The following is a 15469-nucleotide window of genomic DNA, read 5'->3' on the forward strand; positions in this document are numbered from 1 at the left end:
CCGCCCCCATAATCTCGGCTGAACGGACATTGCCGACGAGGGACGAACGGACATGGAACTGGGTCTTCGCAAGATCGCGACCTTCGTTGAGGAAACCATGATCGAGGGCGGCAAGGCGACCGATCGGCCGATCACCATGATCGTGGTCGCCGCCGTGCTGAAGAACCCGTGGGCCGGCAAAGGCTTCGTCGAGAACCTGCGGCCCGACATCCTGCGCCTCGCGCCGCCGCTGGGCGTCGAGATGACGCGACGGCTCACCGCGCTGATGCCCGCCGACCGGATCGAGGCCTATGGCAAGGCGGCCTCCGTCGGCGTCAACGGCGAGATCGAGCATGGCTCGGCGCTGATCCACACGCTGCGCTTCGGCAACATGTATCGCGAGGCGGCCCAGGGCACGGCCTTCCTGAGCTTCACCAATACGCGCGTCGGCCCCGGCGCCCTGCTGTGCCTGCCGATGATCCACAAGAGTGAGAYCGGCAAGCGCTCGCACTTCCTGACCGCGACCTTCCAGATCAGCGACGCGCCGGGGCCCGACGAGATCCTGATCGCGATCGGCGCGTCCGATGGCGGCCGGGCGCATCCGCGCATCGCCGACCGGTTCCAGGACATGGCCGAGATGGAGAGCGAAGCCGCAGGGGCGCGCGCCTGAAGCGTTACTCCGCCGCCTGAAGGGTGAGTTCGCCTTCCGGCATCGCCTTCAGCCCCGGCATGGCCGAGGCCAGGATCGCCAGCGTCGAGAAGGCGAAGAGCACGACCGGCAGCCATATGGCCGCCTGAAGCCCGAACCATTCGCCGGCAAGCCCGCCGGCGAGCGCGCCGACCGGCCGCATGCCGTACATCGCCGTCGTCAGCGTGGCGCTGACGCGACCGAGCAGAGCCTTCGGTGTCACGGCCTGACGCAGGCTGGTCTGGACGATGAACCAGAGAATCGGGCCAAAGCCGAACAGGAAGAAGGCGAAGGCCAGCACGGCTGAGCCCAGCGCCGGCGGCGCGAGGGCGAGCAGCCCAGCGCCGATCAGGGACGAGGCCGGGCCGAAGACCAGCAGCGGGCCTGTCGGCAGCCGTGCGATCAGGGCGGGACCGCTCAGCGCGCCGACGACCAGCCCCGCGCCATAGACGGAGGATGCAAGCCCGATCGCCTCCGGCGTGAGCAGGAGAACGCGGGCGGCATAGGGCGTGACCATGGCGAGGAAGGCGAAGAAGGCCATGTTCCAGCCGATGGCGCAAAACGCGATCGGCCGGAGATAAGGGTGGCGCAGGACGAACGCGCCGCCTTCCGCGATGGCGCGATGCAAGGGTTGGCGCGGCGCTGCCTCGGGACGGTCGCCCGGCAGGCGCGTCGCGACGACCAGCACGGCTGCTCCCAGAACCGCGCAAAGGCCGAGCCCGAGCGACCCGACGCCATGAGCGACCGCCCAGCCCGCGATCAGCGGCGCGGCAAGGCTGAAGCAGGCGCGGCCGAGTTCGAGCCGGCCATTGGCGCGCGGCAGGCTGGCGACCGCGACCATGCGCGGCAGCAGCACGAAGATCGACAAAGCGATCACCACGGGGCCGGACGCCGCGACGAAGGTCGAGAGCGCCAGCGCCCAGCCGACGGCGCCCAGCGCCAGCAGGCCCGCACCGGCCAGCGAACCCGCCAGCATCAGAGCGCCGCCGAGCATGATCAGCGCGCGCGGCGCAACCCTGTCGGCGAAGACGCCGGCCGGCAGCGAGACCAGGAGCCAGGCCGCCGATTGCGCCGCGACCAGCAGGCCGACGAGCCGGGGGCTGGCCCCGCTCTGCGTCGCCGCCAGCGAGATCGTGTCGAGGGCCAGCTTGTCGGCGAATTGCGAGGCGACGCCGGCGACGAGCAAGGCGAGCGGGAGTGGCGAGGACATGGTGATGAGTTCCTGCTTGCGGGTGAGACAAGCTTTCCCATCACGCCGCGGTGGAACCCACCCGTTTCCTGTGTCCGCTCACGCCACCATCGGCGGCACCTTCAGATGATAATCCGTCGCCTGCTGCAGGGCGTAGCCGATGCGCAGCGCGGTTGCTTCCTCGTAGCCCGGACAGCAGATTTGCAGCGAGAGCGGCAAGCCCTCGGTGTTGAAGCCGTTCGGCAACGACAGGGCGCACATCTCGAGGAAGTTGCCGAAGCGGGTGAAGCGCGAGGGCATCACATCCTGATCGACCGCGTCGAGCCTGATCGCCGCCATCGCAGTGCTCGGCGTCAACAGCGCGTCGATACCGGCAAGGGCATTCGCCATCAGCCGTTTGCAGTCGACCTGGTGCTGCCTGGTGGCGAGGTAGGCCTGCGCCGGCACCGTCGCGCCCGCCAGCACGCGCGCCCTGACCGCATCGTCGATCGCCGCAGTGGCATTCTCCGCGATGACGCCGTCGTTGAAATAGGCCTCTGCTTCGAGGATCGCCTGCGATCTCAGGAAATCCGCGAAGGCGAAGGGCAGATCGACATCGACGATCTCGGCGCCGAGCCCGGCAAGGGTCGCGAGCGAACCGTCATAGGCCGCAAGGATTTCGGCATCGACGCCCTGTCGCTCCGAGGCCGGCATGCGCGCGATCCGCAAGCCGCGTACGCCGCGCTTCAGCACCGGCATCGGGTCGATCGGCAGGATGCCGCGCGTGTTGGGATCGAGCGGATCGGGCCCCTGCATGACATTGTAGAGCAGCGCCACGTCCTCGACATCGCGCGCCATGGGACCCGGCGTATCGAGCGAGGTTGAAAGCGGCAGGATTCCATAGGTCGAGGCCCGTCCGATCGTGAGCTTCAGTCCCGTCAACCCGCAGAAGGAAGCCGGCAGGCGTACCGAGCCGCCGGTGTCGGTGCCGATCGCCCAGGGCGCGAGCCGGCCCGCGACCGCGACGCCCGAACCGCTGCTGGAGCCGCCGGGCGTGCGCGCGTGTACTGCATCCCATGGGTTCCGGGGCGTCCCCATATGCTGGTTTGTGCCCCAGCCGCCGAAGGCGAACTCGACGGTGTGGGTCTTGCCGAGCACGATCATGCCCTGCGCGATCATCCTGCGCGCGATGGTTGCGGTCACCGGCGAGCGACGGGTGCGCCAGTTTGCCGAACCGCCGGTGGTGACGCGCCCCTCCAGCTCGATCAGGTCTTTCAATGCGACCGGCACGCCATGGAGAGGACCGACCGCATGGCCCGAGCGGATCGCCTTGTCGGCGCCTTCGGCGGCGAGCCTTGCATCCATGCCATAGACCGCGACGAAGGCCTGCAGTTTGGGTTCCAGCCGGTCGATCCGCCGCAGCAGCGCATCGACGACCTCGACCGGCGAGATGCGCCGCGCGGCGATCTCGCGGGCAAGGACATGGGCCGGCTCGAAGGCGAGTTCGGTCGGGCGGTGGGCGGCGTCGTTCATGGGATCACCTTTGGCACGCTCTTTGGCCTTACTGCATGCTCACGAGGGTCAGGTCGACGAACCAGGATTGCGGCGAGACGAAGCCCTTGACCTTGCCCGACATGGCGCGCGGGTTGAGGTCGTGGACGATGTAAAGCCAGGGCGGGTTGTCGACGAGCCGTTCATGGGCGGCGGCGGTCTGCTCGGCGACGATTTTGGGGTCGGTCGCGGTCGACAGCCTGGCGAAGGCGGCCTCGAAGCCGTCATCCTTCCATTGCTCGAAATTGAAGCCGTTGGGCGAAAAATTGGCGGCGAGGAAATAGCGCGCCATCACGCCGGCATCCGACGAGGGCGAGGACACGTTCAGCGCCAGCGAGCCCGACAGGCTCGGGCTGTCGGGCGTGGCGCGGATCGCGTTGAGCAGCACCTGCCATTCCGAGACGTTGAACTCGACATTGACGCCGCAGGCCTCCTTGAGACTGGCCTGCAGAAACTCGTTCATCGGCAGCGGCGACATCTGGCCCGAGCCCGAGGTCGAGATCATCACCTTGAAGGAGAGCGGCTTGCTCGCGCTGAAACCCGCTTCGGCCAGCAGCTTCTTGCCCTTGGCGGGATCGAACGCATAGCGGTTCTCCGGCTTGCCGAAATTCGGGTCGCTCGCCTTGAGCCAGCCGACCGAGGGCTCGGCCGTGCCGTTGAGCAGTTCGACGATGCCGGCGCGATCGACGCAATAGTTCAGCGCCTGCCGGACCCTGACGTCCTTGAGCGGGCTGTTGGTCGCGCCGATATTGAAGAACCACGGCCAGACATGCGGGTATGAGCCGGTGACGATCGAGAAGCCGGCCTGCTTCAGCGAGGGGATGCCGTCGGCGGGCGGCACTTCGATCCAGTCGACCTGGCCGGCGCGCAACGCCGCAAGCCGAGCATTGGCCTCCGGGATCGGCTGGAGCACGACTTTCTCGACCTTCGCCTTCTTGGCCGCGTCCCAATAAGCGTCGTTGCGGGCGAGTTCGACGCGCTCGCGCGGCACCACGCTGGTGATGCGGAACGGGCCGGTGCCGGCGGCCGGCAGCGCCGCGACCTTGGCCCAGTCCTTCCCGGCCTTCTCGAAGGAGGCAGGCGAGGTGAAGAGAATGTAGACCGCCATATAGGGGAAATAGGAGGCGGGCTGCGTCGTCGTGATCGACACGGTGTGGTCGTCGATCTTCCTGTAGGAGCCCATCACCGGGATGCGGGCGCGGGTGATGCCGGCGGCCGGCGGCTCGAACTGGGGCGCATCCTTGTTGAAATAGCGTTCGAGGTTCCAGACCACGGCGTCGGCGTTGAAATCCGTACCGTCATGGAATTTCACGCCGCGGCGCAGGTGGAAGATCCAGGTCTTTGGGTCGTCGGCGGCCTGCTCCCAGCGCTCGGCGAGGCCCGGACGCAGTTCAGAGAGCCTGTCGGTGCGCGTCAGATCCCACAGCATCAACCCCTCGAAAATCGGGTAGCCGAGGAAACGCATGCCCTCGAAGCCGTTATTGGGCAGGCCGGTCGCGGTCGGGATATCCGAGGCGGTCATCGCGATCCGCAGCGTCTGGGCGCCGGCTGGCTGCGCAGACAGGATGGCGGTGGCCAACGCACCGACGGCAAACCCCTTCAGGAGGTGTCTGGCGGCGACAGCGAACGGGCGAGGGCGTGCTCATGTGGGCTCCTGTGACCGAATCTGGCGCGACGGCGCGAATGGCGACTGGCAGGGGAAAACGCAAGTTGCGGGCCAGTCACGAGCGGCTCATGGACACGTCCTCGCGACCTCCGGCGAAGCCTCTGCTCATGGTTGCGCCGAAGACGCTGGCGCGTGTGGCGGCAGTGTGCCGCACGCATGCGCAGTCTGCCGCCCTGCCCTTGTGCCGCCATGCGGCGATGCGATAGACCGTGACCGTGACCACGCGCCCGCAAACCCCGCTCCTCGACCGCGTCCATACGCCTCAGGATCTGCGCAAGCTGCCCGAGAGCGATCTGCGCCAGCTCGCGGATGAATTGCGGCTCGAGACGATCGACGCCGTTTCCGTCACCGGAGGCCATCTTGGCGCGGGGCTCGGCGTCGTCGAACTCACCGTGGCGCTGCACCATGTCTTCGATACGCCAAAGGACCGGCTGATCTGGGATGTCGGCCACCAGGCCTATCCGCACAAGATCCTGACCGGCCGGCGCGACCGCATCCGCACGCTGCGCCAGCCCGGCGGTCTGTCGGGCTTCACCAAACGGACGGAGAGCGAATACGACCCGTTCGGCGCGGCGCACTCCTCGACCTCGATCTCGGCCGGCCTCGGCATGGCGGTCGCCCGCGACCTTTCGGGCAAACCCAACAACGTCATCGCAGTAATCGGCGACGGCGCGATGTCGGCCGGCATGGCCTATGAGGCGATGAACAACGCCGGCGCGCTCGGCTCGCGCCTGATCGTGATCCTGAACGACAACGACATGTCGATCGCGCCGCCGGTCGGGGCGATGTCGGCCTATCTTGCAAGGCTCGTCTCGGGCCGGACCTATCGTTCGCTGCGCGAGGTCGCGAAATACCTCGCCGAAAAGCTGCCGCGCTTCTTCCATGAGAAGGCGAAGCGGACGGAAGAATATGCGCGCGGTTTCTGGACCGGCGGCACGCTCTTCGAGGAGCTCGGCTTCTACTATGTCGGGCCGATCGACGGACACAATCTCGACCATCTGCTGCCGGTGCTGCGCAATGTCCGCGATGCCGAATCAGGCCCTGTCCTCGTTCATGTCGTGACGCAGAAGGGCAAGGGCTATGCGCCGGCCGAGGCCAGCGCCGACAAATACCACGGCGTCGTCAAGTTCGACCCCGTCACGGGTCAGCAGGCCAAGGCTCCGGCCAATGCGCCGAGCTACACCGGCGTCTTCGCCAACGCCCTGATCAAGGAAGCGCGCAAGGACGACAAGATCGTCGCCGTCACCGCCGCGATGCCGTCCGGCACCGGGCTCGATGCCTTCGGCAAGGAATTTCCGGGCCGGACCTTCGATGTCGGCATCGCCGAGCAGCATGCGGTGACCTTCGCGGCGGGCCTGGCGACCGAAGGCTACAAGCCGTTCTGCGCGATCTACTCGACCTTCCTGCAGCGCGCCTACGACCAGGTCGTGCACGATGTTGCGCTGCAGAAGCTCCCCGTCCGTTTCGCGCTCGACCGCGCCGGGCTGGTCGGGGCCGATGGCGCGACCCATGCAGGCGCTTTCGACGTCGCCTATCTCGCCTGCCTGCCCGACATGGTGGTGATGGCCGCGGCCGACGAGGCCGAACTGACCCATATGGTCGCGACCGCCGCGGCCTTCGACGAGGGGCCGATCGCACTGCGCTATCCGCGCGGCGAAGGCGTCGGCGTCGAGATGCCGCAATTCGGCGAGCCCCTCGAAATCGGCCGGGGCCGGATCGTCCGCGAAGGCACGCGCGTCGCGCTGCTATCGCTGGGCACAAGGCTGGCGGAATGCCTGCTGGCGGCGGAACAACTCGGCCAGCGCGGCCTCTCGGCGACGGTCGCCGATGCGCGCTTCGCCAAACCGCTCGACGAGGCTTTGATCCTGCGGCTCGCGCGCGAGCATGAGATTCTGGTCACGGTCGAGGAAGGCTCGGTCGGCGGCTTCGGCAGCCATGTGCTGCATCTGCTCGCCCGCACCGGCATGCTCGATGGCGGACTGAAGGTCCGGACGCTGACTCTGCCCGACATCTACCAGGACCAGAACAAGCCCGAGGCGATGTATGCCCAGGCCGGGCTCGACGCCGCCGGCATCGTGCGCACCGTCGAGAGCGCGCTCGGTGTGCCCAGCGCCATCAAGCGCGCCTGAAACCGTCGAGACAGCAGCGATGAAGCTCCGGGCCGACCAATGGCTCGTCGAGCGCGGCATCTTTGAAAGCCGGGCACGGGCGCAGGCGGCGATCACGGCTGGTCTCGTCACCGCCGATGGCGCGCTCGTCCGCAAGGCCTCGGCGATGCTCGCCGCTGATGCCTGCGTGCAGGCCAGTGCGGCCCACCCTTACGTCTCGCGCGGTGGCCTCAAGCTCGAGGCGGCGCTCGACGCGTTCGGCTTCGCGCCGGACGGTCGAATCTGCCTCGATGTCGGGGCCTCGACCGGCGGCTTCACCGACGTGCTGCTGAAACGTGGCGCGACGCGGGTCATCGCCGTCGATGTCGGGCGCGACCAGTTGCACGCCTCATTGCGGGGCCACCCCAAGGTGTCCAGCTTCGAGGGGCAGGATATCAGGACGCTGACGCTGGCCGGCATGGCCGAGCGGCCCTCGCTGGCCGCTGTCGACGTCAGTTTCATCTCGCTCAGGCTGGTTTTGCCGGCGGTCGCGGCTCTGCTTGCGCCGGAGGCCGAGATCGCCGCGCTGATCAAGCCGCAATTCGAGGCCGGGCGCGCCGCGCTGAAGAAGGGCGTCGTCCGCGACGAGGCGGTGCATGCCAAGGTCTGCGCCGAGATTATCGAAATTCTGGTGGGGCTGGGTTTTGCGGTCACGGGGCCCGTGCCTTCGCCGATCGAGGGCGGCGACGGCAATCGCGAATTCCTGATCGGCGGGCGAAGGGCTGGCTGAATTCAGTTCGCGAACAGCGCGTCGATCTCGTCCTGCAGGCCGACGCCTTCGAGCGCGCCGATATCGACCCGCCCGTTGGCGTTGATGAACTGCGTCGCCCGACCCATCAGCGTCCGCAGCGCTTCGCAGGCCACATCGATCACGGCGGTAGCCTCGGGATCTTCGGGCTTTTCGACCAGCAGCGCGGTCACTGTTGCGATCAGGCGGTTCATCGCGCCACAAAGCTCCTCGAAAGCCTGCCGGCGATCGGCTGCGAGGTTGTCATAGGCCGACAGCGCGGACTCCGTGCAGCGCAGCTGCGACGTCTCGAAATGCTCGCGATAGCCGACGGCCCGCCAGACGGCGAGATCCTCGACGACACCGGGATCCATCGGCGCGATCTCAAGCAGCATCAGCGCTTCGCCATAGCGGTTGAGATAGTCGGTGGAGAGATGCGGCACTGCGGCCGCGAGCGCCCACTCATCGTCAGCAATGGCCAGCGTTCGCACTGCTGAGACGGTCATCATGAGCCCCGGGACGCCACGACTATGCTTGATGAAACCCAAATAAAGTGTTGATCCGCTCGTCACGTCTCGCCACATCTGGCCCACCATGTGCGGTCGCTACGCCATCACCCTGCCCCCCGAGGCGATGCAGAGGCTTTTCGCCTATCGCGAACGGCCGAACTTTCCGCCGCGCTACAACATCGCGCCGACGCAGCCGGTGCCGGTGGTGCGCCGGCATGACGGTCAGCGCCAGTTCATGCTGATGCGCTGGGGCTTCGTTCCGGGCTGGGTCAAGGACCTGAAGGACTTCCCGCTCGTCATCAACATCCGCGGCGAAAGCGCAGCCGAGAAGCCGTCCTTCCGCGCCGCCCTGACAAGGCGACGCTGCCTGATGCCGGCCGACGGGTTCTATGAGTGGCACCGCACCGGCGAGGGCCGACACAGCGAAAGCCGCGCCTACCTGTTCCGAAGGCCCGATCGCGGGCTGTTCGCCTTCGCAGCGCTCTGGGAGACCTGGCATTCGCAGGACGGTTCGGAGATCGACACCGTCGCGCTTGTCAACGGCCCGGCCAACGGGCTGATGTCGGCGGTCCATCACCGCTGCCCAGTGATCCTCGACCCCAAGGATTATGACGACTGGCTCGATCCGGCCGCCGATGCCCGCGATGTCGCGCCGCTGCTGCAACCGCCGCCCGACGATCTGCTGGAGATGGTCCGGATCGGCCCGGCGGTGAACAAGGTCGCCAATGACGGGCCGGAGGTGCAGGAGCCGTTCGATCCCGCCAGCGCCTCGCCGCAGCCGGCCAAGCCCGCTCCCAAGAAGCAGCCGGCCGCCAAGGACGCCCAGGGCAGTCTGTTCTAGCGACTGCCGTTTTAACGCGGAACCAAGCCGTCATTCCGGGCGCAGCGAAGCGGAGACCCGAAATGACGGGCTGGTTGCAACGAAACGTCGCCAGTTCTGACCTGGCGTCCGGCCGGGCGATCTCAGGTGTCGGACTGGGCGATGCCGAATTTCTGCTTGAGCTGGACGCGGTCCATGCAGGTCACGTCGTAGGTCACTTCCCTGCCCTTGAACTCTTCGCGCTTGCCGAATTCGCGCGTCATCATGCGGGTGATGTCGTCCATCCGCGCCTCGCAGGCCTGAGCCGTGACGAAGCCCTGCTCGCTGACATGGGCCGAGGTGCAGGTCGTCTGCCCGGCGACACAGGCAACGATGACCATCGTGAAGGCATCCATCGGACCACTCCCGCAAAGATCGGCGTCACGGTCGATGCTCGGTGCTCATGGTTAACCGAGCCTTAAAGAGCCGCCTGGCTCGAATGGAGCAAGTTCCGCGCCACGCGTCGGTCAGGATGCAGCAGGCCACCAGCCCAGCCATGCAGGAATATCCGCCGACCCATCCACCAACGCCGGGCGATACCGACTGCCCTCGCGCGCAAAACGTGATCTGATCGCGCTGTCGCCGGGAGGCGGCCCCCTGGTCTGGAAGGACAATCGACGATGCATGGCCGCCGCCCGACGATCAGTTCCCGCCACGGCATGGTCGCCGCCGCGCACCCGCTCGCCGCGCAGGCCGGTGCGCGCATTCTCGCCAATGGCGGCACGGCCTTCGACGCGGCGGCAGCCACCGCAGCGGCGCTCAACGTGGTCGAGCCGTTCATGTCGAGCCTTGCCGGCATGGGTTCGGCGACGATGTGGGTCGCGGCGGAAAAGCGTGTCCGCGCGCTCGACTTCGTCCCGACGATTCCGATGAGTTTTCCGGCCGGCCGCTTCAGCCAGCGCAGCGACCTCGAACGCGGGGCGCTCTCGGTCGGAAAGCCCGGCAATCTCGCCGGCTGGTGCGAACTTGCCGCCAAATATGGCCGCGTCCCGCTGGCGGCGATTCTGGCGCCGGCGATCGCACTGGCCGAGGGTGGCTTTCCGCTGGCCGAATTCGGCGTCGCGGAGATCAACGAGCAGGCGCCGCTGCTGAAAGCCTGGCCCGAACTCTATCCGAGTTTCGCCGCAGCCTATTTCAGCGGCGGCCCCGTCAGGCTCGGCACGATACTGCGCCAGCCCGATCTGGCGAAGACGCTCACCGCCATCGCCAAGGAAGGGCCGGACCATCTCTATCGCGGTGCGCTTGGGCAGAAGATCGTCTCACATCTGCAGGCGCTTGGCGGTACGCTGACGATGGCCGACCTGGCCGAGGTCGCCCCGGTCTGGCGCGAGCCGCTGGCGGTTTCCTATCGCGGGGTGACGATCCATGTGCCGCCGCCGCCCTGCGAGGGTTTCCAGTTCCTGCTGACACTGCGCCTGCTCGACGGATCGGACCTTGCAAACCTGGCCAAGGACGGCCCCGACCATCTCGACCTGGTCTATCGCGCCATCAGGCTCGCGGCCGGTATGCGCATCGCCCACAACAACCCGCCGCCCGAGAAGCTCGCCGAGCTTCTGTCGGACGCCGCTGTCGGAGCCTTGAGAGAGAGGCTGCGCGACGGCAAGCCGGTCGATGGACCCACCGAGCAATGGACGCCGCAGACATCCGAAGACCCCGCCCACACCACCTCGCTTTCGGTCGCCGACAGCGAAGGCAACATGGTCTGCATCACCAACAGCATCGGTAGCCCCTTCGGCAGCGGCGTTGTGACGCCCGGCACGGGCCTGTGCCTCAACAACTTCCTCTACTGGGCCGATGTCCAGCCAAGCAGCCCCAACCGCTCGGGGCCGGGCTCGGACCTGCCGATGTGCATGTCGCCGAGCATTTCGACCCGCAATGGCGAGCCCGTGCTCGCGCTCGGCACGCCCGGCAGCTACGGCATCATGCAGACGCAGGCGCAGGCGATGGTGCAGTATCTCGATTTCGGCCTGCCGCTGCAGGAGGCGATCGAGGCTCCGCGTTCGCGGCTTTGGGACGGCCGCCTGATTCAGTCCGAGAACCGGATCGCGCCGGAGACGATCGCGGCGTTGAAAGCGCGCGGCCATGAGATCGAGGCCTTCGATGTCGGCTGGACGATGAAGTGCGGCGGCATGCAGGCGGTGGCGCGCGACCCCGCGACGGGAGCCTATACGGGTGCGGCCGATCCGCGCCGGGACGGATATGTGGTGGCGGTGTGAGGTCGCGGTTCAATCGGGTGGCGTGAACAGCGGGCGAGCCGCATCGAAGATCGCGCGCGGGAGCACCGACATCTCGCGAAAGGTCGGCGGAAGATGCGGCAGGTGCATTCGTACGATCGCCCCGACCGCCCTGGCCTGCGCCGCATCGCGCGCGCGCTTGAGCGGGTCGCGGTCGAATTTTTGCGAAAGCCAGAGCTTATGCGCGGCGAAAATGCGTGGATCGACCGCGACGATCCGCAGCGGCATGCCCTTTTCGTCGATAGCGACGGATTCGAATGGCGGCGCGTTCTCGAGCCATTCGAGCCCTTCGATAGCGACGGCTGACAGATCGCCCTCCGCCAGATGCAGGCTGTCGCGAATGCCGCGCCAAGGCGGATTCGCCTCGGGACGGATGAGATCGACCAGGTAACCTTCGTCGTTGGCGGCGCGAAAGCTCTCGCGCCCCCGCGCGAAACTGGGGTCGATGCCTTTGAGGAGACCGAGAAGGCCTCCACGGCCTACGGCCTTGCCGGCGACCAGGCCCAACTCTCGGCGAGCGTCGAAGAGAAGATCGATGTCCTGCGTCGCCGTGACCTGGGGATCGACGAAGACGCCGGCGGCGGCCTCATAGGCAAACAGCGCGTTGGTCCCGACGACCTTCAGGCCACGCCCGAGCAGTCCGAGGCTGTCGATGGCGCGGATGATGCGTGCTGCTGTCAGCGGGACGCGACCGAGATCGACCGCGCGCGCGATCGCCGCCTGACGCTCAACCGCCGTCCAGGTCGCCTTGTGGCGTCGACGGGCGACCGCGCGGCCGGAATCGAACTCCTGCTTGATCGCTTCGGTCTCAGCCGATCGCGGCCCCATCGAGCGTTGCCGACGCGATCCGCCTTCATCCGGGTAGAAGCTTCGAAGCAGATAGTCGGTGCCCTTGGTGGCCGACCAGACCATCGAGCCGCGATACTTCGCCAATCTCTCCGCAGCCTCGCGGAACACGGCGTAACGCTGCCGCGCATTGATCATCTCCCGGCGCTGGTCGTTGTCCAGTTCGCGCATCGCGGTTCCAACACGAATATCGGAGATAGCCGCCGACTGTTGGAACTTAGCAGCCAGATTGTTCCAACACCAGAGGACAAAATTTCCTAGAAGTGTTGGAACTCAACTCTATAGAACCGCGCCCGGGTTCAAAATCCCCTGCGGATCGAGCGTCGCCTTGAGCGTCTTCATCAGCGCAAGCTCGACGGGGTCCTTCACGCCCGGCAGCAGATAGCGCTTGAGGCGGCCGATGCCGTGTTCGGCCGAGATCGAGCCGTGGAGTTCGGTGACGATGGCGTGCACGGCTTCGTTCATCTCACTCCAACGCGCCAGAAAGGCCGCCTTGTCGGCGCCAGCGGGCTGGCTGACGTTGAAGTGAATGTTGCCGTCGCCCATGTGGCCGAAAGGAACGGGACGGCAGCCCGGGACCATGGCCTCGACGGTCGAGATGGCGCGCGTCAGGAAGCCCGGCACGGCATGCAGTGGCACCGAGATGTCATGCTTGATCGAGCCGCCCTCATGGGTCTGAACCTCCGAGAGCATTTCGCGCAGCTTCCAGAAATCGGCGCGCTGGGTCAGCGAGCCTGCGAGCGCTGCGTCGGTGACAAGCCCCTTCTCCAGAGCCTCGCCGAGAAAGGCCTCGACGGCCTCGTCGAGCCCGGCTGCCGACTGGCCGGAGATTTCCATCAGTACATACCAGGGCGAGGCTTCCGAAAGCGGATCGCGCGTACCCGAGGCGTGGCGCAGGACGATCTCGATGCAGAACCGCGACATCAGCTCGAAGGTCGTGACGGTGCCGCCCGCGCCGGCCCGTGCGCCGTTGAGCAGAGCGAGCGCCGATTCCGGGTCTGGCACCGCGAGGAAGGCCGTCGCACGCGCGGCCGGCAGCGGGAACAGCTTCAGCACGGCGGCGGTGATGACGCCCAGCGTGCCCTCCGCACCGATGAAGAGGTTCTTGAGATCGTAGCCGGTGTTGTCCTTGCGCAGCTGGCGCAGGCCGTTCCAGATCCGGCCATCGGCCAGCACGACCTCGAGCCCCATGCAGAGCTCGCGGGCGTTGCCATAGGCGAGCACGGCGGTGCCGCCGGCATTGGTCGAGAGGTTGCCGCCGATGGTGCAGCTGCCCTCCGAGGCGAGCGAGAGCGGGAACAGCCGGCCCGCAGCCTCGGCGGCGCCTTGAGCGCGCTGGAGCGTGACGCCGGCCTCGACCGTCATGGTGTCGCTGTCGGCATCGACGGCGCGGATCCTGTCGAGCCGCTGCAGAGACAGGATGATCTCGCGGCCTTCCGCGACCGGAATCTGGCCGCCAACGAGGCCGGTATTGCCCCCTTGGGGAACCAGCGCCACGCCCTGTGCGGCAGCGAGCTTGACCAGCGCCGCGACCTCTTCGGTCGATCCGGGACGGACCACGGCGCGCGCCTTGCCGCGGAACAGATCGCGCCACTCCTTGAGGTAGGGCACCATGGCGTCGGCCTCGGTGATGACGTTCTTCGCGCCCACGACACCGGCCATCTGCTCCAGGATTTCGCTGGTCATGGGGTCTCCAGAGGTCACCACTTGGGTCAACGCTTGGCTTGGATCAACGTTTGCCCGCGCGCCTGAACACGCCGACGAGCTCGATATGGGCTGAATAGCGGAACTGGTCGACGGGTGTGACCACGCCAAGCGCATAGCCGCCCGCGATCAGAATCGCGGCGTCGCGGGCGAAGCTGCCGACATCGCAGGACACATAGGCGATCGTCGCGACCTTCGAGGCCGCCAGACGCCGCGCCTGCGCCTCCGCGCCGGCGCGCGGCGGATCGAGCACGATCGCGTCGAAGCCGTTCAGTTCATGCTCCAGCAGCGGCCGCTTGAACAGGTCGCGGATTTCGCTGGTGATCGGCTTGAGCCCCTGCGTCGCGCCGGCGGCGCGGGCGAGCGCGAGCAGCGCCGCCTTGTCGCTCTCGACGGCATGGATTTGCGCTTTCTCCGCCAGGCGGAAGGCGAAAGGACCGCAGCCGGCGAAGAGATCGGCGATGCGCCTGGCCTTTGGCAGCGCGGCCGTGACCAGCGCCGCGATCGTCTCCTCACCCGCCACCGTCGCCTGCAGAAAGCCGCCCGCGCCGGGGGAGACCATGGCCCTGCCCATTTTCTGCAGGGGCGGCCGACGCTCGACCACGATCTCGCCATGCATCGAAAGCCGCGCCAGATCGAGCCGCTCGGCGGCCTCGGTCAGCGAGAGCCTGAGCTTGTCGCCGGCCGGGCCGTGACCGCGAATATCGACATCGAGGCCGGCGTCGGAGGCCGTGATCTGGATGTCGAGCGGCTTGTTGGAGCCGCCGAGCCGGTTTGCCAGCAACTGCGCCACAGCCGGCGCGCGGGCGAGACCCGGTGCAAGCACCGGGCAGGCCTCGACGGCGATCAGATCATGGCTGCGGGCGGCCATGAATCCCACCATCATGCCGAGACCCTCGCGCCGCGCATGGAAGGTGACGCGCCGCCGTCCGGCGCCATGAGCATCGACCACCTCGGCGACATTGGTCTCGACGCCGGCGCGCTGGAGCGCGGTGACGACCTGCTGGCGCTTCCAGGCTCGGTAGAGTCCATCGTCCATGTGCTGCGCCGCGCAGCCGCCGCAGCGGGTGAACAGCGGGCAGATCGCGGCGATGCGCGAGGCTGCCGGGGCGATGATCTCGACCAGTTGGCCCCGCTCGCCATCGCGCACGACGCGCACGGTCTCGTCCGGAAGCGTGTAGGGCACGAAGACCTGGCCACTATCCGTCTCGGCGATGCCGTCGCCGCGCTGGCCGAGACGCGCGATCGTCAGGGTCTCGTTCATGGCGAGACGCCTTTCCGCGAGAGGCTTTGCGGCGGATGGTTTTTCGGCAAGGGGCGGCATGCGCGGCTGACTGGTGATTTGTCGGAAGCTTTCGCCTATCAGGTTGAAGCCAAACAGGGAAATTTCG

13 protein-coding genes are annotated in these 15469 nt (G+C 67.4%); 5 read left to right on the forward strand and 8 right to left on the reverse strand.

Features of this window, described 5'->3' with window-relative positions; all coding sequences use genetic code 11:
* Nucleotides 1-52: 52 nt before the first annotated feature.
* Nucleotides 53-649 (forward strand): amino acid synthesis family protein, encoded by a 597-nt coding sequence (locus AC1DZY_RS05145; RefSeq protein ID WP_476819001.1) that lies wholly within the window; start codon nucleotides 53-55, stop codon nucleotides 647-649.
* Between the two features lie 4 nt (nucleotides 650-653).
* Here the strand turns inward: AC1DZY_RS05145 and AC1DZY_RS05150 are convergent, their stop codons facing one another.
* From AC1DZY_RS05150 to AC1DZY_RS05160, 3 genes are all read right to left on the reverse strand, one after another.
* The gene (locus AC1DZY_RS05150) at nucleotides 654-1877 is read right to left on the reverse strand and encodes an MFS transporter (protein ID WP_476819002.1); all 1224 of its coding nucleotides are present in this window, start codon (nucleotides 1875-1877) and stop codon (nucleotides 654-656) included.
* 78 nt (nucleotides 1878-1955) lie between these two features.
* The gene (locus AC1DZY_RS05155; RefSeq protein ID WP_476819003.1) at nucleotides 1956-3368 is read right to left on the reverse strand and encodes an amidase; all 1413 of its coding nucleotides are present in this window, start codon (nucleotides 3366-3368) and stop codon (nucleotides 1956-1958) included.
* A gap of 28 nt (nucleotides 3369-3396) precedes the next feature.
* Entirely contained in the window at nucleotides 3397-4908 is a 1512-nt protein-coding gene (locus AC1DZY_RS05160) for an ABC transporter substrate-binding protein (RefSeq protein WP_476819004.1), read from the reverse strand.
* A gap of 359 nt (nucleotides 4909-5267) precedes the next feature.
* On the opposite strand from AC1DZY_RS05160, the gene dxs reads away from it, so the two are divergent.
* Nucleotides 5268-7181, forward strand: coding sequence for a 1-deoxy-D-xylulose-5-phosphate synthase (gene dxs / locus AC1DZY_RS05165; protein ID WP_476819165.1), 1914 nt, complete (start codon nucleotides 5268-5270; stop codon nucleotides 7179-7181).
* A gap of 19 nt (nucleotides 7182-7200) precedes the next feature.
* Entirely contained in the window at nucleotides 7201-7929 is a 729-nt protein-coding gene (locus AC1DZY_RS05170; RefSeq protein ID WP_476819005.1) for a TlyA family RNA methyltransferase, read from the forward strand.
* A gap of 2 nt (nucleotides 7930-7931) precedes the next feature.
* Here AC1DZY_RS05170 and AC1DZY_RS05175 read toward each other — a convergent pair whose 3' ends face one another.
* The gene (locus AC1DZY_RS05175) at nucleotides 7932-8522 is read right to left on the reverse strand and encodes a hypothetical protein (protein WP_476819006.1); all 591 of its coding nucleotides are present in this window, start codon (nucleotides 8520-8522) and stop codon (nucleotides 7932-7934) included.
* Between AC1DZY_RS05175 and AC1DZY_RS05180 the strand changes: the two genes are divergently transcribed.
* A complete protein-coding gene (locus AC1DZY_RS05180; protein WP_476819007.1) occupies nucleotides 8521-9276 on the forward strand; it encodes an SOS response-associated peptidase in 756 nt (251 codons plus the stop codon). The two genes, AC1DZY_RS05175 and AC1DZY_RS05180, sit on opposite strands and share 2 nt — an antisense overlap.
* A gap of 122 nt (nucleotides 9277-9398) precedes the next feature.
* On the opposite strand, the gene AC1DZY_RS05185 is transcribed toward AC1DZY_RS05180, so the two are convergent.
* The gene (locus AC1DZY_RS05185) at nucleotides 9399-9650 is read right to left on the reverse strand and encodes a hypothetical protein (protein ID WP_476819008.1); all 252 of its coding nucleotides are present in this window, start codon (nucleotides 9648-9650) and stop codon (nucleotides 9399-9401) included.
* A 264-nt stretch (nucleotides 9651-9914) separates the two neighbouring features.
* On the opposite strand from AC1DZY_RS05185, the gene AC1DZY_RS05190 reads away from it, so the two are divergent.
* On the forward strand, nucleotides 9915-11510 hold the full coding sequence (locus AC1DZY_RS05190; protein WP_476819009.1) for a gamma-glutamyltransferase family protein: 1596 nt from the start codon (nucleotides 9915-9917) through the stop codon (nucleotides 11508-11510).
* Between the two features lie 9 nt (nucleotides 11511-11519).
* Here AC1DZY_RS05190 and AC1DZY_RS05195 read toward each other — a convergent pair whose 3' ends face one another.
* The 3 genes from AC1DZY_RS05195 to AC1DZY_RS05205 form a co-directional block, all read right to left on the reverse strand.
* Nucleotides 11520-12545 carry a GSU2403 family nucleotidyltransferase fold protein gene (locus AC1DZY_RS05195; RefSeq protein WP_476819010.1) on the reverse strand — a complete coding sequence of 342 codons (1026 nt, stop codon included), beginning with the start codon at nucleotides 12543-12545 and terminating at the stop codon, nucleotides 11520-11522.
* Between the two features lie 108 nt (nucleotides 12546-12653).
* Entirely contained in the window at nucleotides 12654-14060 is a 1407-nt protein-coding gene (locus AC1DZY_RS05200; RefSeq protein WP_476819011.1) for an FAD-binding oxidoreductase, read from the reverse strand.
* Nucleotides 14061-14103: 43 nt separating this feature from the next.
* Nucleotides 14104-15342: a class I SAM-dependent RNA methyltransferase gene (locus tag AC1DZY_RS05205; RefSeq protein WP_476819012.1), complete on the reverse strand. Its 1239-nt coding sequence runs from the start codon at nucleotides 15340-15342 to the stop codon at nucleotides 14104-14106.
* Between the last annotated feature and the right edge of the window lie 127 nt (nucleotides 15343-15469).

Source organism: Allobosea sp. P2_A10 (genome assembly GCF_056405115.1).

Excerpts from the sequence above, each read along its gene's own strand:
- AC1DZY_RS05150 (WP_476819002.1), bottom strand. The coding sequence starts at position 1,877 with ATGTCCTCGCCACTCCCGCTCGCCTTGCTCGTCGCCGGCGTCGCCTCG.
- AC1DZY_RS05155 (WP_476819003.1), bottom strand. The coding sequence starts at position 3,368 with ATGAACGACGCCGCCCACCGCCCGACCGAACTCGCCTTCGAGCCGGCC.
- AC1DZY_RS05160 (WP_476819004.1), bottom strand. The coding sequence starts at position 4,908 with ATGACCGCCTCGGATATCCCGACCGCGACCGGCCTGCCCAATAACGGC.
- AC1DZY_RS05170 (WP_476819005.1), top strand. The coding sequence starts at position 7,201 with ATGAAGCTCCGGGCCGACCAATGGCTCGTCGAGCGCGGCATCTTTGAA.
- AC1DZY_RS05180 (WP_476819007.1), top strand. The coding sequence starts at position 8,521 with ATGTGCGGTCGCTACGCCATCACCCTGCCCCCCGAGGCGATGCAGAGG.
- AC1DZY_RS05175 (WP_476819006.1), bottom strand. The coding sequence starts at position 8,522 with ATGGTGGGCCAGATGTGGCGAGACGTGACGAGCGGATCAACACTTTAT.
- AC1DZY_RS05185 (WP_476819008.1), bottom strand. The coding sequence starts at position 9,650 with ATGGATGCCTTCACGATGGTCATCGTTGCCTGTGTCGCCGGGCAGACG.
- AC1DZY_RS05190 (WP_476819009.1), top strand. The coding sequence starts at position 9,915 with ATGCATGGCCGCCGCCCGACGATCAGTTCCCGCCACGGCATGGTCGCC.
- AC1DZY_RS05195 (WP_476819010.1), bottom strand. The coding sequence starts at position 12,545 with ATGCGCGAACTGGACAACGACCAGCGCCGGGAGATGATCAATGCGCGG.
- AC1DZY_RS05200 (WP_476819011.1), bottom strand. The coding sequence starts at position 14,060 with ATGACCAGCGAAATCCTGGAGCAGATGGCCGGTGTCGTGGGCGCGAAG.
- AC1DZY_RS05205 (WP_476819012.1), bottom strand. The coding sequence starts at position 15,342 with ATGAACGAGACCCTGACGATCGCGCGTCTCGGCCAGCGCGGCGACGGC.